19 protein-coding genes are annotated in these 23,721 nt (G+C 60.8%); 9 read left to right on the top strand and 10 right to left on the bottom strand.

The genetic code is table 11. From position 1 onward, the window contains the following. The first annotated feature begins 248 nt into the window (after positions 1 to 248). Positions 249 to 989 carry a pyruvate formate lyase 1-activating protein gene (gene pflA, locus ITX55_RS14295; RefSeq protein ID WP_031299859.1) on the top strand — a complete coding sequence of 247 codons (741 nt, stop codon included), beginning with the start codon at positions 249 to 251 and terminating at the stop codon, positions 987 to 989. 48 nt (positions 990 to 1,037) lie between these two features. Here the strand turns inward: pflA and ITX55_RS14290 are convergent, their stop codons facing one another. After that, entirely contained in the window at positions 1,038 to 2,189 is a 1,152-nt protein-coding gene (locus tag ITX55_RS14290; protein ID WP_033642558.1) for an MFS transporter, read from the bottom strand. A gap of 163 nt (positions 2,190 to 2,352) precedes the next feature. Here ITX55_RS14290 and ITX55_RS14285 point away from each other — a divergent pair, with 163 nt between their 5' ends. After that, the gene (locus ITX55_RS14285) at positions 2,353 to 2,718 is read left to right on the top strand and encodes a DUF1801 domain-containing protein (RefSeq protein ID WP_033650668.1); all 366 of its coding nucleotides are present in this window, start codon (positions 2,353 to 2,355) and stop codon (positions 2,716 to 2,718) included. A gap of 54 nt (positions 2,719 to 2,772) precedes the next feature. Here ITX55_RS14285 and serS read toward each other — a convergent pair whose 3' ends face one another. The 5 genes from serS to lrp form a co-directional block, all read right to left on the bottom strand. Beyond that, positions 2,773 to 4,065: a serine--tRNA ligase gene (serS, locus tag ITX55_RS14280; RefSeq protein ID WP_033642556.1), complete on the bottom strand. Its 1,293-nt coding sequence runs from the start codon at positions 4,063 to 4,065 to the stop codon at positions 2,773 to 2,775. Positions 4,066 to 4,174: 109 nt separating this feature from the next. Then, a complete protein-coding gene (locus ITX55_RS14275; RefSeq protein ID WP_197845201.1) occupies positions 4,175 to 5,461 on the bottom strand; it encodes a replication-associated recombination protein A in 1,287 nt (428 codons plus the stop codon). A 67-nt stretch (positions 5,462 to 5,528) separates the two neighbouring features. Further along, entirely contained in the window at positions 5,529 to 6,140 is a 612-nt protein-coding gene (gene lolA, locus ITX55_RS14270; protein ID WP_033642555.1) for an outer membrane lipoprotein chaperone LolA, read from the bottom strand. A 198-nt stretch (positions 6,141 to 6,338) separates the two neighbouring features. Beyond that, a complete protein-coding gene (locus ITX55_RS14265; protein ID WP_223085171.1) occupies positions 6,339 to 9,989 on the bottom strand; it encodes a DNA translocase FtsK 4TM domain-containing protein in 3,651 nt (1,216 codons plus the stop codon). Positions 9,990 to 10,109: 120 nt separating this feature from the next. Then, entirely contained in the window at positions 10,110 to 10,604 is a 495-nt protein-coding gene (lrp, locus tag ITX55_RS14260) for a leucine-responsive transcriptional regulator Lrp (protein WP_004928318.1), read from the bottom strand. Positions 10,605 to 10,659: 55 nt separating this feature from the next. Here lrp and ITX55_RS14255 point away from each other — a divergent pair, with 55 nt between their 5' ends. From ITX55_RS14255 to infA, 6 genes are all read left to right on the top strand, one after another. Next, positions 10,660 to 11,100 (top strand): hypothetical protein, encoded by a 441-nt coding sequence (locus ITX55_RS14255; RefSeq protein WP_129993320.1) that lies wholly within the window; start codon positions 10,660 to 10,662, stop codon positions 11,098 to 11,100. A 158-nt stretch (positions 11,101 to 11,258) separates the two neighbouring features. After that, on the top strand, positions 11,259 to 12,230 hold the full coding sequence (gene trxB, locus ITX55_RS14250) for a thioredoxin-disulfide reductase (RefSeq protein ID WP_019454557.1): 972 nt from the start codon (positions 11,259 to 11,261) through the stop codon (positions 12,228 to 12,230). A 240-nt stretch (positions 12,231 to 12,470) separates the two neighbouring features. Next, entirely contained in the window at positions 12,471 to 14,237 is a 1,767-nt protein-coding gene (gene cydD / locus ITX55_RS14245) for a cysteine/glutathione ABC transporter permease/ATP-binding protein CydD (protein WP_108680391.1), read from the top strand. 2 nt (positions 14,238 to 14,239) lie between these two features. Next, positions 14,240 to 15,979, top strand: coding sequence for a cysteine/glutathione ABC transporter ATP-binding protein/permease CydC (gene cydC / locus ITX55_RS14240; protein WP_108680390.1), 1,740 nt, complete (start codon positions 14,240 to 14,242; stop codon positions 15,977 to 15,979). Between the two features lie 29 nt (positions 15,980 to 16,008). Next, entirely contained in the window at positions 16,009 to 16,734 is a 726-nt protein-coding gene (gene aat / locus ITX55_RS14235; protein WP_108680389.1) for a leucyl/phenylalanyl-tRNA--protein transferase, read from the top strand. Between the two features lie 105 nt (positions 16,735 to 16,839). Beyond that, a complete protein-coding gene (gene infA, locus ITX55_RS14230; RefSeq protein ID WP_002211347.1) occupies positions 16,840 to 17,058 on the top strand; it encodes a translation initiation factor IF-1 in 219 nt (72 codons plus the stop codon). Positions 17,059 to 17,265: 207 nt separating this feature from the next. Here the strand turns inward: infA and clpA are convergent, their stop codons facing one another. Together clpA and clpS are read right to left on the bottom strand one after the other, a co-directional pair. Beyond that, the gene (clpA, locus tag ITX55_RS14225) at positions 17,266 to 19,545 is read right to left on the bottom strand and encodes an ATP-dependent Clp protease ATP-binding subunit ClpA (RefSeq protein ID WP_004928343.1); all 2,280 of its coding nucleotides are present in this window, start codon (positions 19,543 to 19,545) and stop codon (positions 17,266 to 17,268) included. Positions 19,546 to 19,572: 27 nt separating this feature from the next. Further along, entirely contained in the window at positions 19,573 to 19,893 is a 321-nt protein-coding gene (gene clpS / locus ITX55_RS14220; RefSeq protein ID WP_004928347.1) for an ATP-dependent Clp protease adapter ClpS, read from the bottom strand. A 355-nt stretch (positions 19,894 to 20,248) separates the two neighbouring features. On the opposite strand from clpS, the gene cspD reads away from it, so the two are divergent. Beyond that, a complete protein-coding gene (gene cspD / locus ITX55_RS14215; protein ID WP_004928349.1) occupies positions 20,249 to 20,470 on the top strand; it encodes a cold shock-like protein CspD in 222 nt (73 codons plus the stop codon). Positions 20,471 to 20,557: 87 nt separating this feature from the next. Here the strand turns inward: cspD and macB are convergent, their stop codons facing one another. Next, positions 20,558 to 22,504: a macrolide ABC transporter ATP-binding protein/permease MacB gene (gene macB, locus ITX55_RS14210; RefSeq protein ID WP_108680388.1), complete on the bottom strand. Its 1,947-nt coding sequence runs from the start codon at positions 22,502 to 22,504 to the stop codon at positions 20,558 to 20,560. Continuing rightward, the gene (gene macA, locus ITX55_RS14205; RefSeq protein WP_033642548.1) at positions 22,504 to 23,619 is read right to left on the bottom strand and encodes a macrolide transporter subunit MacA; all 1,116 of its coding nucleotides are present in this window, start codon (positions 23,617 to 23,619) and stop codon (positions 22,504 to 22,506) included. Before macA ends, macB begins: the two co-directional genes overlap by 1 nt. Positions 23,620 to 23,721: the final 102 nt, after the last annotated feature.

The following is a 23,721-nucleotide window of genomic DNA, read 5'->3' as shown; positions in this document are numbered from 1 at the left end:
AACGTCAGGGCCGGTTCTGCCGGCCCTTTTCTCCCACCGCTCTCCCCTGACTCTGTGCGAGTCTGTTTTGCCGGACATCTATACTGAAATGGATAGCCGGCAAAACAGTTATCCGGCAACTGACCGGCCGACAGGCATCATTACCCCCGGTGGCGGATCCCCCGCCGCTGCATCGCAGATACCTGGCCGGCGGCCACGCGCCTATTTTTAGACTGCGTTTGACAGTCCATATTGGAGAAAACCCCGCAATGTCAGTAACTGGTCGCATCCACTCCTTCGAATCCTGCGGCACCGTCGATGGGCCCGGGATCCGCTTTATCGTCTTCTTCCAGGGCTGCCTGATGCGCTGCCTCTATTGCCATAACCGCGACACCTGGGACACCCACGGCGGCAAAGAAGTGACCGTCGAAGAGCTGATGAAAGACGCGGTGGCCTACCGCCACTTCATGAACGCTTCCGGCGGCGGCGTGACCGCGTCCGGCGGCGAGGCGATCCTGCAGGCTGAATTCGTGCGCGACTGGTTCCGCGCCTGCCATGCCGAAGGCATCAACACCTGCCTGGACACCAATGGCTTCGTGCGCCGCTACGATCCGGTGATCGACGAATTGCTGGACACCACCGATCTGGTGATGCTGGATCTGAAACAGATGAACGACGAGATCCACCAGAATCTGGTCGGCGTCTCCAACCACCGCACGCTGGAATTCGCCCGCTATCTGGCGAAACGCAACCAGCGCACCTGGATCCGTTACGTGGTGGTGCCGGGCTGGTCAGACGACGATAAATCGGCGCACCTGCTGGGCGAGTTCACCAAGGACATGACCAACATCGAGAAAATCGAGCTGCTGCCTTACCACGAGCTGGGCAAGCACAAATGGATAGCGATGGGGGAAGAGTACAAACTGGACGGCGTGCATCCGCCGAAGGCCGAGACCATGGATCGCGTCAAAGGCATCCTGGAAAGCTACGGCCACAAAGTGATTTACTGACTGACGCAGCGCCAAAGAAAAAACCGGCTCATGGCCGGTTTTTTATGCTCAGGCGGCGGCGAACGGCGTGTGATGGCGATCCGGCTTCTGCTTTTTCAGCAGCATCAGCAGGTAAACCAGCGCCACGGCGGCGATCATCACGAACAGCACGCGGTCGGAATAGTTCTGCATCAGCAGCGCCGTCATCGATGGGCCCAGCAAGCTGCCGATGGTGTAACTCATCAGCAGCGCCTGGTTCATCGCCACCAGTTCGTGCGGCATTGCCTTCTCACAGGCCCAGGACATCGCCACCGGATACAGGGTAAAGCCGGCGCAGCCGAGGATGAACAGTGAAGGCGCCATGGCGTAGTTGCCGAGCATCGCCACGCTGGCGAGGATCACCACAAACACCTGAATCCGCAGCACCAGCAAGCGCCCGTAACGATCGGCCAGGCGCCCGACCGGCCATTGGCCGACGATGCCGGAGCTGACCAACAGCGCCATCCAGTAACCGACGTTAGCGTCGCTCATGCCCTGATGAGAGAGATACAGCGGCATCAGGCCATACAGCGAACCGAGCACAATGCCGGAGATGATGCAGCCGTTGATGCCCAGGCGCGCGCTGCGGCGTCTCAACATTGTCCATACCGCCGCCTGCTGCGGCTCGTCTTCATGGCGGTTTACCCGCGCGAACAACATCGGCAACATGGCGCTGATCACGATCGCGGTCACCCACGGCACCACGTGCAGCAATTCGGTCGAGGTCATGCTCAACAGTAATTGGCCGGTCACCGTACCGAGGTAATAGACAATCATATAGGCCGCCAGCAGCTGGCCACGGTTGCTCAAATTGCCGCTGCGCAAAAGCGCGCTCTCCACGATCACCCAGATCCAGGCGCAACCGACGCCGGCGAAGAAGCGCCAGCCCAGCCAGCTCCAGAAATCGATCGACAGCACCATGCCGGCGGTCGCGGCGGCGAACAGCAAACAAGAGAGATGATAGCTGCGGGTGAAGCCGACGCGCTGGATCAGTTTGCCCGCTACCAACGTGCCCAACAGATTGCCGCTGAAATAAGAGGAGCTGACCATACCCACTTGCCAGGTCGACAGCTGAGCATGGGTTAACCAAAGCGGCACTAACGTATTCAAAACGGCAATGGATACCGTAAGCAGCAAAAGGCCGCAGAGCAATAAGAGCACCGGGCGGGAGTAAGCGGACATAGTGAAATTGTGACCGAACGCGCATTGAGAGTGCGCGCATCATGCCACTGGCGATAAAAAAGTCAATCGCCTCTTATCATTCCAGCGCACGATTTGTTTCCGGCTAAGCGGCTGAAAAAGCGCTATGCTCAGCGCAGAGCGGATTTAACGACGGAGAAGCGAGATGAGTCAGGCAAATAATGCGGCGGTCGAGACCTTGCTGGCAGACATCGGCAGCACGCACGGCGAGCTGCTGGAGATCGTACAACAGGTGCGCCGGGTCGCCACGGCGAGCGGCAGTGGCGTCACCGAATCGGTCAAATACGGCGGCATCATGTTCTCGCATACTCAATTTTTCTGCGGCGTTTTCGCCTACCGCAGTCACGTCACGGTGGAATTCGGCCAAGGGCACCGACTGGAAGATCGCTATCAGCAACTTGAAGGCAACGGCCAATATCGGCGGCACATCAAGCTCCACACGCCCGCCGAAGTGAAAAGCAAGCACCTGGCGGACTACATTAAACAGGCCTACGCGCTGGCGACAGACTGAATTTCCAACATAAAAAAAAGCGCCCGCAGGCGCTTTTTTCAAATGCTTTGCCGTTTAACCGATGTATTCCAGGCCGCCCATATAAGGACGCAGCACTTCAGGCACCTGAATGCGACCGTCGGCCTGCTGGTAGTTTTCCAGCACCGCCACCAGCGTACGGCCGACCGCCAGGCCGGAGCCGTTCAGCGTGTGGACCAGACGCGGCTTCTTGTCGGCCTTGCTGCGGCAGCGAGCCTGCATGCGGCGCGCCTGGAAGTCCCACATGTTGGAGCAGGACGAGATCTCGCGGTAGGTGTTCTGCGCCGGCAGCCACACTTCCAGATCGTAGGTCTTGCAGGCGCCGAAGCCCATGTCGCCGGTGCACAGCAGCACCTTGCGGTAAGGCAGGTTCAGCAGCTGCAACACTTTCTCCGCATGGCCGGTCAGCTCTTCCAGGGCATCCATCGAATCTTCCGGACGGACTATCTGCACCATTTCGACCTTGTCGAACTGGTGCATACGGATCAAACCGCGGGTGTCACGGCCGTAAGAACCGGCTTCCGCACGGAAGCATGGCGTGTGCGCGGTCATCTTCAGCGGCAGAGTTTCCTCTTCCACGATCTCGTCGCGCACCAGGTTGGTCAGCGGCACTTCCGCCGTTGGGATCAGCGCGTAGTTGCTGCTGTCGGCTTCTTCTTCCAGCGGACGAGTATGGAACAGGTCTTCGCCGAACTTCGGCAGTTGGCCGGTGCCGTACAGCGTGGCGTGGTTGACCAGGTAAGGCACGTAGGCCTCCAGATAGCCGTGCTGTTCGGTGTGCAGATCCAGCATGAACTGGGACAGCGCGCGGTGCATGCGGGCGATTTGCCCTTTCATCACCACGAAGCGCGAACCGGTCAGCTTAACCGCGGCGGCAAAATCCAGCCCGCCGGCCATTTCGCCCAGATCGACATGATCGCGCACCGCGAAGTCGTATTGGCGCGGTTCACCCCAGCGGGTGACTTCCAGGTTTTCGCTGTCGTCTTTACCGTCCGGCACGGCGTCGTCCGGCAGGTTAGGCAGCGTCAGGGCATAATCGCGGATCTCGCTCTGCAGCGCATCCAGTTCCGCCTTGGCGGCATCCAGCTTGTCACCCAGCTCGTTCACTTCGCGACGCAGCGGCTCGATGTCTTCCCCACGCGCTTTGGCCGCGCCGATGGATTTCGATCGGGAGTTGCGTTCCGCTTGCAGCGTTTCAGTTTCTACCTGCAGAACTTTGCGGCGTTCTTCCTGCGAACGCAGCAGATCCAGATCGAGTTTAAAGCCTCGGCGAGCCAGTTTGACGGCGACTGCGTCTAGCTCATTACGCAGCAGATTGGGATCGAGCATGCTAATCCTGTGCTTGTTGTTATTGAAAGAAGTGTTGTTGTTCTATGCGGCTGATTTATAGCCGCATAAAAGAAGAGTGATACCCGCTAACCTTACCGCAACGGCCACGCTAGCGGTAGCGTTTTGTCGGGCTATTTTGATCCTGCTCAGCCAGCCATGCCAACTTTTCGCCGATTTTCCCTTCCAGCCCTCGCGAGGTCGGTTGATAGTAGCGCGTGTTGGCCATTTCGGGCGGGAAGTAATTCTCGCCGGCGGCGTAGGCGTTGGGTTCGTCGTGAGCGTAACGGTATTCCGCCCCCAGCCCCATTTCCTTCATCAGCTTGGTCGGCGCGTTGCGCAAATGCTCCGGCACGTCATAATCGGCCTGCTCTTTGGCGTCGCGCATGGCGGCCTTGAACGCGGTGTAAACCGCGTTGCTCTTCGGCGCGCAGGCCAGGTAAACAATCGCCTGCGCAATGGCGCGCTCGCCCTCCGCAGGCCCCACGCGGGTGAAACAGTCCCAGGCGGCGATCGCCACCTGCATGCCGCGCGGATCGGCGTTGCCCACGTCTTCAGAGGCAATCGCCAACAGACGGCGCGCCACATAGAGCGGATCGCCGCCGGCGGTAATGATGCGCGCATACCAGTACAGCGCGGCGTCCGGCGCCGAACCGCGCACCGATTTATGCAGCGCGGAAATCAGGTCGTAATAACGGTCGCCCTTGTTGTCGAAACGCGCGCTGCGCTCGCCCGACACCTCCTTCAGCAGCTCCGGCGTCAGCACCCGTACGCCTTTGGCGTCGAGCTCCGCCATGTCCGCCATCATTTCCAGGCTGTTCAGCGCCCGGCGCGCATCGCCCCCCACCAGCTCCGACAGCAGGCGGCGCGTTTCCGCCGGCAGCTCGACGTTCTGGCCGCCAAAACCGCGCGCCTTGTCGTTCATCGCCTGATCCAGCACCTGGCAGATGTCTTCGGCAGTCAGCGCCTTCAACAAATAGACGCGGGCGCGCGACAGCAGCGCCGAGTTCAGTTCGAACGACGGGTTTTCGGTAGTGGCGCCGATAAAGGTGATGGTGCCGTCTTCAATGTGCGGCAGGAAGGCGTCCTGCTGACTTTTGTTGAAGCGGTGCACTTCATCGACGAACAGAATAGTGCGGCGGCCGGCGTCACGGTTTTGCCGCGCCCGTTCGATCGCCTCGCGGATCTCCTTGATCCCGGAGGTCACGGCGGAGATCCGTTCGACGTCCGCCTGACCATAACGGCCGATCAGCTCTGCCAACGTCGTCTTCCCTGTGCCCGGCGGCCCCCATAGAATCATCGAGTGCAGCTGCCCGGCCTCGATAGCGCGCGGCAGCGGCTTGCCGGCGGCCAGCAGGTGCTGCTGGCCGATATACTGCGCCAGCGTGGTCGGCCGCATACGCGCGGCCAACGGCTGGAACTCGTTCTGGGAAAAATCGAGCGACAGATTATTACTCACTTGCACCTCACTGGCGCTGGTCGTCCAGCGTCACCCCCTTCGGCGGGGTAAATTTGAATTTGGCCGGATCGGCGGTGACGTTCTGCTGGCTTTTCAGCGTATAAGCGCTGCGCTGGCCGTCCTGCTCCACCGCGGCGAAGCTGCGGATGGTGCCGCTGTTGGTCACGCTGATGGCGAACTGCTTCAGGTTGCCGCTGGCGGATTTCGGCGTCAGCTCGAAATCATCGCCCTTTTGCTTCACGTTGTACTGCTTCCAGTCGCTGGCATTGTTGCGGGTGATCAGCATAAACGGCGTATTGCCGGTGGCGTTCTTCAGCCAGGTAGCCGTCACCTGCTCAACGAACGGGTTATAGAACCACAGGGTTTGGCCATCGGAGACCAGCACGCTCTCATCGGGTGACGTCATGTGCCAGTTGAACAGGTTCGGCCGCTTCACCCATAGCTCGCCTTCACCCTGTTGCACCGCGGCACCGTCGGCGCTGGTCACGGTTTGCGAGAAGCTGGCGTGGAAACTGTTCACCTTCGCCAGGCGACTTTGCAGATCCTGTGCGGCGTCGGCCAGCACGGAGGTAGAAGCGAATCCCGAAAGCAGACAGCAGGCAACTAACAGTTTTTTCATTATTCCAGATACCTTATGAAATGCGTTAACCGCAAGGCGACGCCGTGCGGGTCAAATCAACCCTTTACCCCGTTACTTTACCCGAAGCCGGCGAACGGCCGGTAGGCCAATGTTCCGAGAAGAAACGGGTTTACGCTTCTTTGCACAAGGGCCGCTTAAGCGGCCCTTTCTTATTGAGTTGCAATGGCTAAACGACCATCAATCGTGCCGCGGCGGCGCCAGCACCTCGCGGTTGCCGTTGTGCCCCTGCTCGCTGACGATGCCCTGCGCTTCCATCTGTTCGATGATGCGCGCGGCGCGGTTATAGCCGATGCGGAACTGGCGCTGTACGCCGGAGATGGAGGCGCGGCGTTTATCCACCACGAAATCCACCGCCTGATCAAACAGCGGATCCAGCTCTTCGTCACCGTCCATACCGCCGCCGGCACCGCCCTCGCCGTCTTCACCGCCGCTGAGAATGCCCTCTTTATATTGGGGCCGCTCGCGCGCTTTCCAATCCTTGACCACCGCGTGCACTTCCTGATCGCGCACGAATGCGCCATGTACGCGCACCGGGATCGAGGAGTTCGGCGCCAGATAAAGCATATCACCCATGCCCAGCAAGGACTCGGCGCCCCCCTGATCGAGGATGGTGCGGGAGTCTATCTTGCTCGACACGGTAAAGGCGATACGCGTCGGGATGTTGGCCTTGATAAGACCCGTGATCACATCCACCGACGGACGCTGGGTCGCCAGCACCAGGTGGATGCCCGCCGCACGCGCTTTTTGCGCCAGACGGGCGATCAGCTCTTCGACCTTCTTGCCGACCGTCATGATCAGGTCGGCGAATTCGTCGACCATCACCACGATGTACGGTTCTTTCTCCAGCACCGGCGGCGTGATGTCCATGCTGTCGGTCGGTTTCCAGAACGGATCCGGGATCGGACGCCCCATCGCTTCGGCCTGATCGACACGTTCGTTGTAGCCGGCCAGGTTACGCACGCCCAGAGCTGACATCAGCTTATAGCGGCGTTCCATTTCACCCACGCACCAGCGCAGCGCATTGGCGGCGTCTTTCATGTCGGTGACCACATCGGTCAACAGGTGCGGAATGCCTTCGTAAACCGACAGTTCCAGCATTTTCGGGTCAATCATGATAAAGCGCACTTCTTTCGGCGTGGCCTTATACAGGATGCTCAGGATCATGGCGTTGACCCCGACCGATTTACCGGAGCCGGTGGTACCGGCGACCAGCAAGTGCGGCATTTTGCCCAGATCGGCCACCACCGGCTCGCCGGAGATGTCTTTACCCAATACGATGGACAGCGGCGACGGGTTGTCGCGGAAGGCCGGGCAATCCAGCACCTCGCGCAGATATACCGTTTGCCGCTTGGCGTTCGGCAGCTCCAGACCGACATAAGGCTTACCGGGGATCACTTCCACCACGCGCACTGCCGAAGTCGACAGCGAACGCGCCAGATCGCGCGACAGGTTGGAAATGCGCGCCGCTTTAACGCCCGGCGCCAGATCCAGCTCGAAGCGGGTGATGACCGGCCCCGGCAGGATGTCCACCACGTCGGCTTTCACGCGATAATCGGCCAGGCTGGCCTCCACCAGGCGCGCTTTCTGTTCCAGCGCGAAGGAATCGACCGGCTCCACTTCTTTCGGCGCTTCGGTCAGCAGATCCAGCGTCGGCAGAGGCGTGGTCGGTTTCTGCAGCGGCTGATCGTTGCGCATCAGGAACGGGTGAATTAAGCTGTCCATCGCCGGATGCTGCTCGGCCTGAGGTTGCTGAGGCTGCTGCACCTGCGGCTGTTGCTGCGGCTGCTGATATTGCTGCTGCGACGGCTGCTGATACGGTTGCTGCTGCGGCTGCTGGTATTGTTGAGGCTGAGAGTGCGATTGCTGAGGTTGAGCAGCCGGCGCCGCAGGCTCAAACTGGCCGAACGGCACATCGTCCTCTTGTTCGCTTTCCAGTTCAATGCGCTCTTCAAGCTGCGGCGACAGCGTGAACATCGGCTCGCTCGGACCATCGTCCACCAGATCCGCCATCGGCGAGAAGCTGAAAGCATTGCGGGTATCGACCGGACTGGCGGCCGGCGCCTGCGGAGCAGGCTCTTGCTGGCCATAACGCGCCTGCTGCTGCTCGGCGAATGCCTGACGCAGCGCAGCCTCTTGCCGCGCCGCTTCGTCGTCCTGCTGGTCTTCGCCGTAACGCTGGCTCTGTTGCTCGGCGAACGCTTTGCTCAGCTCAGCCTCCTGCTGAGCCTGTTCATCATCCTGCTCCGACGCGTAGCTTTCGCCGTAGCGCTGGCTTTGCTGCTCGGCGAACGCCTGGCGCAGCGCGGCTTCTTGCAGCGCCTCTTCTTCCTGCGGGTTCGCCGCCGTCAGCTGTTGAGGCTCCGCCTCTGTCTGGCGCTGTTCCTGTTCGGCCGCACGCTGCGAAGGCAGCTTGATACCGTAGGAAGCCAGCTCGCGACGGGTCGGGATGCGCACCGGGTTCGGCCGCGGCAGCTCAGGACCGATGCCCTGCTTAACCTGCGGGTTGCCGTCGCTGGTCGCCGTGAAGGCCGGCATAAAGGTCGCCGCCGCAACGCCCGCAGCAGCGGCTGCCGCCGTATCCGGCTGCGGTTTGGCGCCGGTGGCGCTGAAACCGCTCGAACTGCCGATGTCAACGCTGTCACGCTGTGCGGCGGTAAAATCAAAGGGAGAACGCGCCGGCGGCTGCGGCGCGGCCGGCTCTTGCCAGTTACCAAGGCGCGGCTCATCGTCATCCTGATAAGGATCGACAGGACGCGTCGCCTTAGGCGCAGGCGTTTCTTCCGGGATCTCGAAGGAATACAGCGGCGGCGTAGCGTCTTGCGCCGACGCACTTACCGGGTGCTGATTGACCGAGGCCGGCGCGGCCGGCGCCACCGTTACCGACGGCGCCTGAGCGGCGATCGGCGCAGCAACGGGCTCGTGGATCTCTGCCTTCACCGTCGGTGCAGGCGAAGCCACCGGCGCGCTGGGTGCGGCTTCTGCTTCAAGCTCACCATCGTCGGCGCGCAGGCCGCTGAGCAGCGGATCGGCGGCGTCTTCCGCCGCCGCTTTGGCGCTTTCGGTAACCGAAGGCGCGGAGAACAGCACGTCGTCATCGGCGGCCGCGGCTCCGACGGCGGTCGCGGCAACCGCTGCGGCGGCACCCTTCCCTGCCTGCTCAGGCTCGTCGTCAACGTAACGCTCGTCATCTTCGAAATAGCGCTCTTCGCGGCGTGAGCGATTGGTCATCACCGTCGCAACGCCCAACACCGCCCCGCCGATCTTCTCGGCGATCACCAGCCAGGACCAGCCGGTAAACAGCGTCAACCCCGCCGCCCATACGCACAGCAGCGCCAGCGTAGCGCCGATGCCGTTGAACCACGGCAACATGGCGTTGCTCAGCAGGCTGCCGATCACGCCGCCGGAGGCGAAGTAATAGAGATCGTCAACGTTCAGCGACGCCAACCCACAGGAGGTGAGCACTAACGCCAGGGTGCCGATCAGGCGCAGGGAAAGCGCGAAATAGTCGATGTAGTCTCTGTTGCTGCGTTGGCGATAAGCCGCCCAGCACAGGACCAGCATGATCGGCGGTATCGCGTAGGCGAGCACCCCGAAGGTGAAGAACAGCGTATCGGCCAACCAGGCCCCGACACCGCCGCCCAGATTGTGAATCGGCTCATGCCACGCGGTCTGCGACCAGCTTGGGTCAGACGGGTTGAAACTGACCAGCGCAGCCATGAGGTAAACGGCAAAAATCGCTACCACGATAAGCACAGCTTCCAGCAAACGCCGGCCACTGCTGAGTCTTTTCAGGGTAACTTCTTTATCTTCTGTATATTCCTGGCTCAAGAAAGGCTCTCCAGGTTCCTGTTAGCTGACATAGCAACAGCGCCGAGAAACTGCCCCGGCGCCGAAACTGTATGAATAAACAGGAGTGTAACCAATTTAATCAGGTTTTGCACCTGCACCTTACCGTGTTTTGATAACCAGACGGTTACTCTGTTTCACTTCTTCCATCACTACGTAGGTACGGGTGTCGTTAACCCCCGGCAAACGCAGCAAGGTTTCGCCCAGCAATTTGCGGTAAGCCGACATGTCCGGTACGCGGGTTTTCAACAGGTAGTCGAAATCGCCGGAAACCAGATGACACTCCTGAATCTCTTCAAGCTTCTGCACTGCCGAGTTGAATTGCTCAAACACATCCGGCGCGCCGCGGTTCAACGTGATCTCCACGAAAACCAGCAGGGACGCATCCAGATAATGCGGGTTCAGCAATGCGGTATAGCCATGAATGAAACCCTGGCGCTCGAGACGGCGCACGCGTTCCAAACATGGTGTCGGGGATAACCCCACGCGCTTCGAAAGCTCGACGTTCGAAATACGCCCATCCTTCTGCAGCTCATTCAGGATGTTGCGGTCGATACGGTCAAGATCTTTACCCGGGCGTTTCTTGTTGTCTGCCATTATTATTGTCTCTCTTATTTTCTTCCGTGCACTTGCCACACCCTAGCCAACGTCAATGTGTAAGGGTTCGTTCCAAGCGAAGACCCGATGCCTGTCATGTGCTTCTTCACTACCATCATTCCACGCCGCGCAGCCTGTCTGTCCAACTCCGCGCAGCGCCGGCAACGATGTTTCGGTCGAGAAAAAATCAGCAAACGCTTGCGCGCCCTGCTCCGCACTCCCGCTGCGTATCGTTGCCTTGCGGCGCAAATACGTACGATTTGCTGGTGTTACGGGGATAATTTCTTCTTCCTATGATGTTTTCGCAAATGCGCAGCGGATTGTCAAAGTAAAAGAAGCAAAATCAGAACAACGTACCGTCATGAAAAGTCTGCATCCCATTTTTGATTATGAATCTCTGGCTGATAAACCCCGGTCGGGAGCGGCGGAAGCCGCAGAGTGCGCCGTTTTTGCACGGTTGGCGATTCGCTGGCCGAATGCGGCTTTGATAAGTTAAATTTCTGCGTTCGACGACCGATTTACCGACAACGGATGCATTAATAGGCGACAACTATCATACAAATCGTTAACAACGTCGCCCGGCGCTTTTTTTACTGCGCCATTTTCCCTACAATCGGCTTCATTGTCCGCCATTGTGGAATAAAGAGGTTATTCATGGGCACGGCTAAACATAGCAAATTACTGATTCTGGGTTCCGGCCCGGCCGGTTACACCGCCGCCGTCTACGCGGCGCGCGCCAACCTGAACCCGGTGCTGATCACCGGTCTGGAACAAGGCGGCCAGCTGACCACCACCACCGAAGTGGAAAACTGGCCGGGCGACGCCGAAGGCCTGACCGGCCCGGCGTTGATGGAGCGCATGCGCGAGCACGCGGAGAAGTTCCAGACTGAAATCGTCTTCGACCACATCAACAGCGTCGATCTGCAGCAGCGTCCGTTCCGCCTGTTCGGCGACAGCGGTGAATACAGCTGCGACGCGCTGATCATCGCGACCGGCGCCTCCGCCCGCTATCTTGGCCTGCCTTCCGAAGACGCGTTCAAGGGCAAAGGCGTTTCCGCCTGCGCAACCTGCGACGGTTTCTTCTACCGCAACCAGAAAGTCGCGGTGGTCGGCGGCGGCAATACCGCCGTTGAAGAAGCGCTGTACCTGTCAAACATCGCCGCCGAGGTTCACCTGATCCACCGTCGCGACAGCTTCCGTTCGGAGAAAATCCTGATCGACCGGCTGATGGAAAAAGTGAAGAGCGGCAACATCGTGCTGCACACCGACCATACGCTGGACGAAGTGCTGGGCGATGAAATGGGCGTGACCGGCGTGCGTATCCGCAGCACCAAAGCGGAAAACGAAACCCGTGAGCTGGAACTGGCCGGCGTGTTCATCGCCATCGGCCACAGCCCGAACACCGGCATCTTCGGCGGTCAGCTGGAGCTGGAAAACGGCTACATCAAGGTGCAGTCCGGCATTCACGGCAATGCGACCCAAACCACTATCCCCGGCGTCTTCGCCGCGGGCGACGTGATGGATCACATCTACCGTCAGGCGATCACCTCCGCCGGCACCGGCTGCATGGCGGCGCTGGACGCAGAGCGTTATCTGGACGGCATCGCCGGCGCAGAAGTCTGCTAAGACGTTTTCATCATCGGCAAAAAGCGGCTCTCGAGCCGCTTTTTTTGTTTCTGGGTTCAGCAATCTCTCCCTCCCATCTGTTATAGCCATATTTGCCCGCTTTATTCTTTTCAGTCTGCCGGGTCACGAGGTAACATGAGGCCTCGCTTGTTTGTCGCCGATTGCGCCAAACACTATTATTTAACAGTACGTTAACCCAGCCCGTAACAAACGGGCGCCGGCGACGCAGACGCATATCTGATGAAAAAAACCAGACAGCAACAGTTAACCCGTTGGCTTAAAACCCAGAGTTCGTTAGCGCAGCGTTGGCTGCGCCTTTCCATGCTGTTGGGGTTGTTCAGCGGCCTGCTGATCGTGGCGCAGGCGTGGCTGCTGGCCAGCCTGCTGCATGCCCTGATCATCGAACATACCCCGCGTGAGCAACTGATCCCTTCGTTTATCTGGCTGGCCATCGCGTTCGCGCTGCGGGCGCTGCTGAGCTGGCTGCGGGAACGGGTCGGTTTTCTGTGTGGGCAGGTGATCCGCCAGCGCATGCGCCGGCAGGTGCTGGATAAGCTGCAGCAGCTCGGGCCGGCCTGGATCCAGGGCAAACCGGCGGGCAGCTGGGCCAGCATCATCGTCGAACAGATCGAGGATATGCAGGACTATTACTCGCGCTATCTGCCGCAGATGTATCTGGCGGTGTTTATCCCGCTGCTGATCTTGATCGCCGTCTTCCCGATCAACTGGGCCGCCGGTTTGATTCTGTTGGCGACCGCGCCGCTGATCCCGCTGTTTATGGCGCTGGTGGGCATGGGGGCCGCCGACGCCAACCGCCGCAACTTTGTGGCGCTGGCGCGATTGAGCGGTAACTTCCTCGACCGCCTGCGCGGCCTGGACACCCTGCGGCTATTCGACCGCGCGCAGGCCGAAACCGCGCAGATCGCCAAATCCTCCGAAGACTTCCGCAGCCGCACCATGGAAGTGCTGCGCATGGCCTTCCTCTCCTCCGGCGTGCTGGAGTTCTTCGCGTCGATCTCCATCGCCGTAGTGGCGGTGTATTTCGGCTTTTCTTACCTCGGCGAACTCAACTTCGGCAGCTATGGCCTCGGCGTAACGCTGTTTTCCGGTTTTCTGGTGCTGATTCTGGCGCCGGAGTTCTTCCAACCGCTGCGCGATCTCGGCACCTTCTATCATGCCAAGGCGCAGGCGGTCGGCGCGGCGGAAGCGCTGGAAACCTTCCTCAGCGCCGAAGGCGAGCAGATGGGCAACGGCACGCGGAAGTTGCCCGCCTATCAATCGCTGACGCTACAGGCGAACGAATTGGAAATTCTGTCGCCGAACGGCGTGTTGCTGGCCGGGCCGCTGAGTTTCACCCTGCAACCGCAGCAGCGCGTGGCGCTGGTCGGGCTGAGCGGCGCCGGCAAAAGTTCGCTGCTCAATCTGCTGCTCGGCTTCCTGCCCTACCGTGGATCGTTGACCGTCAACGGCATCGAACTGCGTGACTTGTCCGCAGAGAACTGGAGGCAGCAGCTGAGCTGGGTCGGGCAAAACCCGCACCTGCCGGCGCAAACCTTGCGCGCCAATATCCTGCTAGGCTGCCCGCAGGCCGATGAAACGCAGCTGCAGCAGGCGGTGGAACACGCCTACGTCAGCGAGCTGTTGCCGTATCTGCCGCAGGGGCTCGACACCGAAGTGGGCGATAACGCCGCCCGCCTGTCGGTCGGCCAGGCGCAGCGCGTGGCGGTCGCCCGGGCGCTGATCGGCCCGCGCCGCTTGCTGCTGCTCGATGAACCGGCCGCCAGCCTCGATGCCCATAGCGAACAACGGGTGATGCAGGCGTTGAATGCCGCTTCGCATCAACAAACCACCCTGCTGGTGACGCATCAGCTGGAAGATACCGAAGACTACGATCAGATTTGGGTGATGGATAACGGGCGTATCGTGCAACAGGGCGATTACGCCACCCTCAGCGCCCAACCGGGCCTGTTCGCCACTCTGATCGCCCACCGCCGCGGGGAGCTTTAATCATGCGCGTGTTGCTGCCGTTTTTGGCGTTGTATCGCCGCCATAGCCTGCTGATTAGCCTGGGCATCATTTTGGCGATCGTCACCCTGCTGGCCAGCATCGGCCTGCTGGCGCTCTCCGGCTGGTTCCTGGCCGCCTCTTCGCTGGCCGGATTGGCGGGCCTGCTAACCTTCAACTACATGCTGCCCGCCGCCGGCGTGCGCGGCGCGGCGATCTTCCGCACCGCCGGGCGCTACGCCGAGCGTGTGGTCAGCCACGACGCCACCTTCCGCGTGCTGTCGCACCTGCGGGTGTTCACCTTCAGCAAGATCCTGCCGCTGACGCCGGGCGGCATCGCCCGTTTCCGCCAGGCCGACCTGCTCAACCGCCTGGTGGCGGACGTGGACACGCTGGATCATCTTTATCTGCGGGTGATCTCGCCGCTGATCAGCGCGGCGGTGGTGATCCTGGTCGTCACTTACGGCCTGAGCTGGCTGGATCCTGTGCTCGCCCTGACGCTGGGTGGCATTCTGCTGCTGTTGCTGCTGCTGGTGCCGCCGGTATTCTATCGCGCCGGCAAACCGATCGGCGGCCAACTCACCGCGCTGCGCGGTCAATACCGCACCGACCTGACCGCCTGGCTGCAGGGGCAGGCGGAACTGGTGGTGTTCGGCGCCGTCAACGACTTCCGCCAGACGCTGAACGCCACCGAACAGCGGTGGCAACGCCGCCAGTGGCAGCAGGCCTCGCTGAGCGGCAAGGCGCAGGCGCTGATGATCCTCGCCAGCGGGCTGACGGTGACGCTGCTGCTGTGGCTGACCGCCGCGGGCATCGGCGGCGATACCCAACCCGGCGCGTTGATCGCGTTGTTTGTCTTCGCCGCGCTGGCGTCGTTCGAAGCGCTGATGCCGGTGGCCGGCGCCTTCCAGCATCTCGGTCAGGTGATCGCCTCCGCCACGCGGGTCAAACAGATCATCGATCGCCAACCGGAAGTCACCTTCCCTGCCGCCGGCCCGGCCGCGGCCGATCGGGCGCAGCTCAGCCTGCGGCAGCTGAGTTTCACCTACCCCGATCAGCCGCAGCCGGTGCTGCGCGACGTCACGCTCGAGGTGGCGGCCGGCGAACACATCGCCTTGCTCGGCCGCACCGGCTGCGGCAAGTCCACCCTGCTGCAGCTGCTGACCCGCGCCTGGCGCACCGACGGCGGCAAAATTCTGCTCAACGGCGAACCGCTGGAGGATTATGATGAAACCACGCTGCGCCGAATGACCACGGTCGTCAGCCAGCGAGTGCATATCTTCAGCGATACGCTGCGGGAAAACCTGCGGCTGGCCGCACCGGATGCCGACGACGCTCGTTTGAGTGACGTCCTGCAGCAGGTGGGGCTCGGCAAATTACTGGCCGGCGACGGCGGGCTGAACGCCTGGCTCGGCGAAGGCGGCCGGCAGCTGTCCGGCGGCGAACAACGCCGACTGGGTATCGCCCGCGCGCTGCTGCATCCGGCCCCGCTGCTGCTGCTTGACGAACCGACCGAAGGGCTGGACGCCGAAACCGAGCAGCAGATCCTGGCGCTGCTGCGCCGGCATTGTCAGGGCAAAACGCTGATCCTGGTGACGCACCGTTTGTACGGCCTGGAACATCTCGACCGCATTTGCGTGATGGATGACGGCCAAATTGTCGAACAGGGCAATCACGCGGCCCTGATGCGCCAGCAGGGCCGCTATGCCCGCTTTCGCAACCGTATCAGCAACCTGGCGCCTTAATCGGCCCGTAGAGGACGCAGAGACCCTGTATGCGCATCGTTAAGCTCTCCCCGCAGTCGCTGGCGTTTCCCTCGCCTGAGGGCGCCCTGCGCGACCCCAACGGCCTGCTGGCGATCGGCGGCGACCTCACGGCGCCGCGGCTGCTGGCGGCCTATGAGCGCGGCATCTTCCCCTGGTATTCGCCGGGAGAGGCCATCCTGTGGTGGTCGCCCGATCCGCGTGCGGTGCTGTTCCCGGCCGAGTTTCATCTTAACCGCAGCCTGAAACGCTTTCTGCGCCACGATCCGTTTCGCATCACGCTCAATCACGACTTCGCCGCGGTGATCGCCGCCTGCGCCCACCGACCGGATGAAGGCACCTGGATCGGCCCGGAGGTGCAGCGCGCCTATCAGCATCTGCATCGCCTCGGCTACGCGCACTCGGTGGAGGTCTGGCAGGATGATCAACTGGTTGGCGGCATGTACGGCGTGGCGCAGGGCGCGTTGTTCTGCGGCGAATCGATGTTCAGCCGCGTCACCAACGCCTCAAAATGCGCATTGATGGCCTTTTGCCGCCATTTTGCCGCTTATGGCGGGGAATTGATTGACTGCCAGGTGCTGAACGCTCACACTGCCCGCCTTGGCGCGCGTGAAATTCCGCGCCGTCAATTCTTGCAGCAGCTCAGCACCCTTCAACGGCGGCCTTTGGCACCGGCGTGCTGGGCGCCGCAAGTCATATCCCCACAGCCGGTTGAACCGCCCCATCCAGTAAACTAATTGATGGAAACGGTGCAATGTTCACCGACACATCTTTACATAATGGGGGTTTTTCGGCATTATCTTGCCGGTTAAAAACTAAGGTAGTTAGACCTAGAGGATTCGATGGCCAAAGAAGACAATATTGAAATGCAGGGCACCGTTCTTGATACGCTGCCCAACACCATGTTCCGCGTTGAATTGGAAAACGGGCACGTGGTAACCGCACACATCTCCGGTAAAATGCGTAAAAACTATATCCGCATCCTGACGGGCGACAAAGTCACTGTAGAGCTGACCCCGTACGACCTGAGCAAAGGCCGCATTGTCTTCCGTAGCCGTTAATCGGCTCATCGCGCGCCACACGCTGGCGGCATCGAGGATGTAATCCCTCGGGAGCCCTTTCCGTTTACCCCCGCAGCGACGTTAAACAACGGGTTGCAGGTGCGCAGGTAAACTGAGAGGGCTCACTCGTTTCTGTTGTACGGTGAATCTCACCCATAAAAAAAAAGCGATGCCGAAGCATCGCTTTTTCTTTGCCTGCAGGCAGCCTTAGTGCACCGCGCCCTCGTCCGCCTTGCGCTTGGCGGCGCTGAGGAAGTGGTAAGTCAGCTGTTTCTTGTCCTTGTCCAGCTCGACCTTCACGGAACCGCCGTCCACCAGCGAACCGAACAGCAATTCGTTGGCCAACGGTTTCTTCAGGTTTTCCTGCATGACGCGCGCCATCGGACGAGCGCCCATCGCACGGTCGTAGCCCTTCACCGACAGCCAGTCGCGCGCTTCGTCGCTCACTTCCAGCGAGACGCCCTTCGCATCCAGCTGCGCCTGCAGTTCGACGATAAACTTGTCGACCACCTGCTGGATCACCTCGGTAGACAGATGGTTGAACCAGATGATGTTGTCCAGACGGTTGCGGAATTCCGGCGTAAACACCTTCTTGATCTCTTCCATCGCGTCGGTGCTGTTGTCCTGCTGCACCAGGCCGATCGACTTGCGTTCGGTTTCCCGCACACCGGCGTTGGTGGTCATCACCAGGATCACATTGCGGAAGTCCGCCTTGCGGCCGTTGTTGTCGGTCAGCGTGCCGTTGTCCATCACCTGCAGCAGCAGGTTGAACACGTCCGGGTGCGCCTTCTCGATCTCATCGAGCAGCACCACCGCATGCGGATGCTTGATCACCGCATCGGTCAGCAGCCCGCCCTGATCGTAACCGACGTAGCCCGGAGGCGCGCCGATCAGACGGCTGACGGTATGCCGCTCCATGTACTCGGACATGTCGAAACGCAGCAGCTCGATATCCATCGCCTTGGCCAGCTGTACGGTGACCTCGGTTTTCCCGACCCCGGTCGGCCCGGCGAACAGGAAGGAACCGACCGGCTTGCGCTCGTGGCCCAGACCGGCGCGGCTCATCTTGATCGCTTCCGTCAACGCTTCGATCGCCTGATCCTGACCGAATACCAGCATCTTCAAGCGATCGCCCAGGTTTCTCAGCACGTCGCGATCGCTGGCCGACACGGTTTTCTCCGGGATGCGAGCGATACGCGCCACCACGGATTCGATATCGGCCACGTTGACGGTTTTCTTGCGCTTGCTGGCCGGCATCAACCGGCTGCGGGCGCCCGCCTCGTCGATCACGTCGATCGCCTTGTCCGGCAGATGGCGATCGTTGATGTATTTCACCGACAGCTCCACCGCGGCGCGGATCGCCTTGGCGGTATAACGCACGTCGTGGTGCGCTTCATACTTGGCCTTCAGGCCGTTGATGATCTGAACGGTCTCTTCCGCCGTCGGTTCGGTGATATCGATCTTCTGGAAACGGCGCGCCAGAGCGCGATCCTTTTCGAAGATGTTGCTGAACTCCTGGTAGGTGGTCGAGCCGATCACCCGGATCTTGCCGCTCGACAGCAGCGGTTTGATCAGGTTGGCGGCATCCACTTGCCCACCGGAAGCCGCACCGGCGCCGATGATGGTGTGAATTTCATCGATGAACAGGATGCTGTTCTGATCCTGTTCCAGCTGCTTGAGCAGCGCCTTGAAGCGTTTCTCGAAGTCGCCGCGGTATTTGGTGCCGGCCAGCAGTGAACCGATATCCAGCGAATACAGCGTGCAGTCCGCCATCACTTCCGGCACGTCGCCCTGCACGATACGCCAGGCCAGGCCTTCGGCGATGGCGGTCTTGCCCACGCCGGATTCGCCGACCAGCAGCGGGTTGTTTTTACGACGACGGCACAGCACCTGAATCGCGCGCTCCAGCTCACGATCGCGGCCGATCAGCGGATCGATGCCGCCCACACGGGCCAACTGATTGAGGTTGGTGGTGAAGTTTTCCATACGGTCTTCCCCTCCGGACTGCTCTTCGTTCACCGGGTTTTCCGCATTCGGCGCTTGGCCCGGCTCGTCTTTACGCGTGCCATGTGAAATGAAGTTCACCACGTCGAGACGGCTGACGTCGTGCTTGCGCAGCAGATAGGCCGCCTGCGATTCCTGCTCGCTGAAAATAGCCACCAACACGTTGGCGCCGGACACTTCGCTGCGGCCGGAGGATTGCACATGGAAGACCGCGCGCTGCAGCACGCGCTGGAAGCTGAGCGTCGGCTGAGTGTCGCGCTCTTCTTCGCCGGCGGGCAGCGTCGGTGTGGTTTGTTCGATGAAGGCTTCCAGCTCCTGGCGCAACGCGGCCAGATCCACCGTACATGCCTCGAGCGCTTCTCGCGCGGCAGGGTTGCTCAGCAACGCCAGCAACAGGTGCTCCACGGTCATAAACTCGTGTCTGTGCTCACGCGCCCTGGCGAAAGCCATGTTGAGACTGAGTTCCAGTTCTTGATTGAGCATAAGCACCTCCCCAATAGATTGCCTTATTCAGGCTTTTTCCAGCGTACAAAGCAACGGATGCTCGTTCTCCCTTGCGTACCGGTTCACATGGACGACTTTGGTTTCCGCCACCTCGGCGGTAAAAACACCACAGATCGCCTTGCCTTGATAGTGGACCGTGAGCATCAGTTGCGTTGCGCGTTCAATATCATAAGAAAAGAACTTTTGCAGAACGTCAATCACAAATTCCATCGGTGTGTAATCGTCGTTGTTAAGTATAACTTTATACATAGACGGCGGTTTTACCGCATCGATTTGTTTTTCTTCGGCCAAGTGTTCAAAGTTTAGCCAATCGTTGTTATTGCCCATCGCTGCTCATCTTCTCTGCTCTGCCCTCTGATATGGGGACAGGTTTCGGTTATTCAAAGTGGGGATAGTTACTATTTTATCATCTTCGGCATCGTCCCGCCGCACTGTAACGTGCGCAAAAAAACGGGCCAATTGTGACTGAATCGTGGCAATAGCGTTACCTGCTTCAAACTTTGGTGAACTGCTCCCCGCCGACAAAAGCCGATCCCTTGACGCCCCGATCATTTGCTCTAGAGTGTAAATTCGTGGCTGGTGGTCTTTTAACCACCCCTTGTCCACCCTGCTACTCGCCCACGGCGAGTGCGAAATCAGTTATTCATCTCACTTAAAATAGCGTTGCGAGGGATGTAAAAGCATGGAGACGGGTACTGTTAAATGGTTTAACAACGCCAAAGGTTTTGGCTTCATCTGCCCAGCCGGCGGCGGCGAAGATATTTTCGCGCATTATTCCACAATCAAGATGGATGGTTACAGAACGTTGAAGGCGGGCCAGCAGGTCAGCTTTGACGTGCATCAAGGGCCCAAAGGCAACCATGCCAGTCTTATTGTGCCAGTGGAAAGCGAGGCGCTGTCCTAAACGCTTCCGGCAGCGTCGCGCTGCACTGACTCTGACTGCGATAAAAATGCCAGCCGCCGTGTGACTGGCATTTTTTATGCCTGTGACTTACTCGCGCGCCAGCGCATCGATCGGATTCAGCCGCGCGGCATTGCGCGCCGGCAGATAGCCGAACACCACGCCGATGCCGGTGGAACAGAGGAACGCGCTCAGCAACGCCGCCGGCGGGAAACTGATCTGCCAACCCGGCAACACCAGCTGCACCGCCAAACCGATAGCGAACGACAGCGTAATCCCCAGCGCGCCCCCCACCAGGCAAACCAATACCGCCTCGATCAGAAACTGCTGCAACACATCGCCGGAACGCGCGCCCACCGCCATGCGGATGCCGATCTCGCGCGTGCGCTCGGTCACCGACACCAGCATGATGTTCATCACGCCGATGCCGCCCACCACCAGCGAAATCACCGCCACCAGCGTCAGGAACAGCTGCAGCGTGCGAGTGGTTTTCTCCGCGGTTTGCACCAGGCTGTCCATGTTATAGGTGAAGAAATCCTTCTTGCCGTGGCGCAACGTCAGCAGACGCGACAGCTGTTGTTCCGCTTCCTTGCTGTCGTAGCCGTCGCGGATGCGCACGGTGATCGAATCGAAATAGCTGTTGCCCATCAGCCGGTTGGCCATGGTGCTGTACGGCACCCACACGTTCAGCGTCTTGCTGCTGCCGAACATCGACTGCTTCTCTTTAGCCACGCCGACCACCGTCGCCGGCATGTTGCCCACCAGGATCACCTCGCCCACCACGTTTTTCTGGTGCGGGAACAGCCGCCGTTGGGTATTGGCGTCGATCACCACCGTCTGCGCCTGTGACTGCACCTGCATCGGGTCGATGCCGACGCCCTGGGTAAAGCTCATGCCGTACACGCGGAAGAACTGCTCGCTGACGCCGTTGACGTTGGCCGCCGCGTCGACGTTGCCCAGCCGCAGCCGCATGCTGCTGCTGATGCTCGGCGACAGCGCGCTGATGTACGGCTGTTCGCGCAGCGCGTCGAGATCGCCGTATTTCAACGATTGCCGGTAGGTCGGATCGTCGTCGCCGAAGTCCTTGCCGGGGTAGATATCGACGGTGTTGGTGCCGATCGATTTGATGTCCGCCAGCACCATCTTCTTGGCGGCGTCGCCGATCACCAGGATCGATACCACCGAGGCGATGCCGATAATGATGCCGAGCATGGTCAGCGCGGTGCGCATCTTGTTGGCCGCCATCGCGCGCCAGGCCATGACCAGCGCTTCGCGAAAGCGGCCGCCCATCTGCCGCCAGGAAGGCGCCGCGGCGGCCAGCGTCAGCGGCTTGGCCTGGGCATCCTCCGACGGCGCCGGACGGGAATCGGCGATGATTTCGCCGTCGCGGATCTCGATGATCCGTTCAGCCTGACGCGCCACCGCCGGATCGTGAGTCACCAGGATCACCGTGTGGCCCTGGGCGCACAACTGTTTGAGGATCGCCATCACCTCTTCGCCGGAATGGCTGTCGAGCGCGCCGGTCGGCTCATCCGCCAGGATCACCTGCCCGCCGTTCATCAGCGCGCGGGCGATACTGACGCGCTGCTGCTGGCCGCCGGAAAGCTGGCTCGGCCGATAGTTGACGCGCTCCCCCAGCCCCAGACGGCGCAACAGCGCCTCCGCCCGTTCGCGCCGCGCCGCTTTGCCCAGCCCGGCGTACACCGCCGGCACCTCGACGTTATGCGCCGCGCTCAGGTGCGGCAGCAGATGATAACGCTGAAAGATAAAGCCGAAATGCTCGCGCCGCAGCTGCGCCAGCGCATCGTCGCTCAGCGTCGCCACGTCCTGGCCGGCCACCCGATAGACGCCGGCGCTCGGCTTGTCCAGGCAGCCGAGAATGTTCATCAGCGTCGATTTGCCGGAGCCGGAAGCCCCCATGATCGCCACCATTTCACCGGCGTCGATGCTCAGACTGATCCCCTTCAGCACCTCCACCGTCTGCTCGCCGGAACGGTAGCTGCGGCGAATGCCGTTCAGCTGCAACAGCGCCGCCATCAGCCGGCCTCCACGCCGCCGCGGCTGACGATCACCTCATCACCCGCCTCGAGCCCGCTAAGGATCTGCACATCGATATTGTTGCGCAGGCCGATGGCCACCTCACGCTTCTCTTCCTTGCCCTGTTTCAGCACCGAAACGTGGTAGCGATTGTCGGCGATCTGATCGCCCAGCGCCGCCAGCGGGATCACCAGCGCCTGCTGGACGCCGGCCAGCTGAATGTGCACCTGCGCCGTCATTTGCAAGCGCAGCAGCCTTTCCGGGTTGGGCACTTCGAAACGCGCGTAATAGAAGATGGCGTTGTTGACTTTTTCCGGCGTCGGCTGAATGTCTTTCAGCACGCCGTCGAAGCGCCGGGTCGGATCGCCCAGCACCGTGAACCAGGCCTTCTGACCCGGCTTGAGGTTAATGACGTCGGCCTCCGAGACCTGCGCCTTCACCAGCATGGTGCCGAGATCCGCCAGCGTCAGAATGTTCGGCGCCTGTTGCGCCGCGATCACCGTCTGGCCCTGCAGCGTGGTGATCTGCACCACGTCGCCATCCATCGGCGCTTCGATGCGGGTATAGGCCAGATTGATCTTGGCGGTATCCAGGCTGGCCTGGTTGCGGGCGATCTGCGCATTGATGGTGCCTACCTGCGCCTTCTTCACCGCCAGCTGCGTCGCCGCCTGATCCAGATCCTGACGCGATACCGCCTGCAGTTTGGCCAGCGCCTGGTTGCGCTGCAGCGTAACCGCCGCCAGCTGCTGTTCCGCTTGCGCCTGCAGCAGTTGCGCATGCAGCTCGCGCAGCGTCGCCTCGCCTTCACGGATGCTGTTCTGCGCCTGTTGCGGATCGATAACCCCCAGCAACTGACCTTTTTTCACCTTGTCGCCGATCTCGACATACAGCTTTTCCAACTGCCCGCTGACCTGCGCGCCGACGTCAACCTTGCGCACTGCGTCCAGCTGGCCGGTCGCCAACACGTTCTGCTGCAGATCGCGCTTGGTGACCTTTACCGTTTTGAAATCGGTCGGCGCCGGATGGCGGAAGTGCCAAACGGCCGCCGCGGCAATCGCCGCAATCACCGCCAGTGCGAGTATCCAGCGGCGTTTATGTCCTTTAAACCCTGTCAAAATTGACCTGCCTGTGCTTGTGAATATCGACCGCCCATTGCGGCGGCGGAGCTAAATTAGCACGCACCGTAGGGAATAACTAAACCTTAGCTCAACACAATG

This window comes from Serratia sp. EWG9 (genome assembly GCF_019913725.1).
In the GTDB taxonomy this organism is placed as follows: Bacteria; Pseudomonadota; Gammaproteobacteria; order Enterobacterales; family Enterobacteriaceae; genus Serratia; species Serratia ureilytica.
This window is presented reverse-complemented; position numbering and strand designations above follow the sequence as displayed.